At 69.5% G+C, this 1,329-nt stretch carries 2 protein-coding genes; one reads left to right on the top strand and one right to left on the bottom strand.

All coding sequences use genetic code 11. The annotated features are described in order from the left end of the window. Positions 1-259: hypothetical protein (locus ABZ570_RS33995; RefSeq protein WP_358072296.1), on the top strand; the 259-nt coding region annotated here is incomplete at its 5' end. Positions 260-608: 349 nt separating this feature from the next. Here the strand turns inward: ABZ570_RS33995 and ABZ570_RS33990 are convergent. After that, positions 609-1,329 (bottom strand): tetratricopeptide repeat protein (locus ABZ570_RS33990; protein WP_358072294.1); only part of this gene is annotated, 721 nt, incomplete at its 5' end.

Below are 1,329 nucleotides of genomic sequence, written 5' to 3'. Positions count from 1 at the left end.
CGCCACGGCGGCCGACCCCTCCGGCGGCGCCATCGAGTTCTACCTCAACGAGGAGATCGTTCGGGCCCTCGTCGACGACGACAGATTCGAGCCGCTCAACAGCCCGGCCGCCGCCGGACTGCTGGCGTGGGCCGAGAAGGCCGGCCTCGTCGCCAGCCCCGATCGACTCGCGACCGCACTTGAGGAGAGCCGCGGTCCGTTCGGTGGCGGAATCCTCAAATTCACCGAGGCCCTCGGCATCGCGGAGCTCCCCGGCTAGAAGATCATCTGCGCGGATCGTCCGCGATCCGGTCAACTGGTCTCCGTTACGGAGTGCGACCGCGCTACTCGCTGATGTGCGGACACCCCTGGCTGGGTCCGGGTGAACTACGCTTTGAGGCCGGCCTGCCCAACGCGCGGCGCCGGTACCGCGCGTCACTGAGCCCAGAGGTGGCAGCACCGTTCGAGTCGGGCCAGGCTCCGGGGAGCCCGCTCATAATGAGCGGGCTCCCGAAAAACAACCCCAGTCGGGCCCAACCGTGCAGCTGCAACCGCGCGGAACGCGGCATGTCCGTGCACCCGATCTTGGGCGTGGACCGCTTGTGGAGATGGCCAGTTGAGGTTCTCAGTTAAGCGGTGTCAGGGGCTGCCTCGTCGGCGTGGGGTGACCTGGGTGGTGTCAGTTTGGGGTGCTGATTGACGGCGCTGTTTTGTAGGTCGGTCAAGGTGGATGCCGCCGCGTCGCGGCGTGCGGTGAACGCCTGCGGTTCGGTGGCTGCGAGTTCGTCGAAGTACCGCACCCCTTCGGCAACTGCATCGAGGATCTGCTCCGACGTCTCTCCGAGAATGCGCGCTACGTATCCGATGTTCCACAGGGACGCGGCGAGGTCGGGTAGGTAGGCGTCGCGGTTGCCGGCGGCCAACCCCCGGCGCAGGTCGACGGCTTCCTGGCTGGCGGCCAGCGCCTCGTCCCGCCGCCCCACCTCCGCCAACCGAAGAGCGTGGTTGCTCACCGACCCGGCGAGGTCGGGTAGGTAGGCGTCCCGGTTGCCGGCGGCCAACCCCCGGTAGAGGTCGACCGCTTCCTGGCTGGCGGCCAGCGCCTCGTCCCGCCGCCCTGCCCCCGCCAGCCGAACAGCGTGGTTGTTCACCGACGTGGCGAGGTCGGGTAGGTAGGCGTCCCGGTTGCCGGCGGCCAACCCCCGGTAGAGGTCGACGGCTTCCTGGCTGGCGGCCAGCGCCTCGTCCCGCCGCCCTGCCTCCGCCAGCCGAAGAGCGTGGTTGTTCACCGACGTGGCGAGGTTGGGTAGGTAGGCGTCGCGGTTGCCGGCGGCCAACTCCCGGCGCAGG

It is taken from the genome of Micromonospora sp. NPDC007271 (genome assembly GCF_040634005.1).
In the GTDB taxonomy this organism is placed as follows: Bacteria; Actinomycetota; Actinomycetes; order Mycobacteriales; family Micromonosporaceae; genus Micromonospora.
The sequence above is the reverse complement of the archived record's forward strand: the minus strand, read 5'-3'. Positions and strand labels throughout refer to the sequence as shown.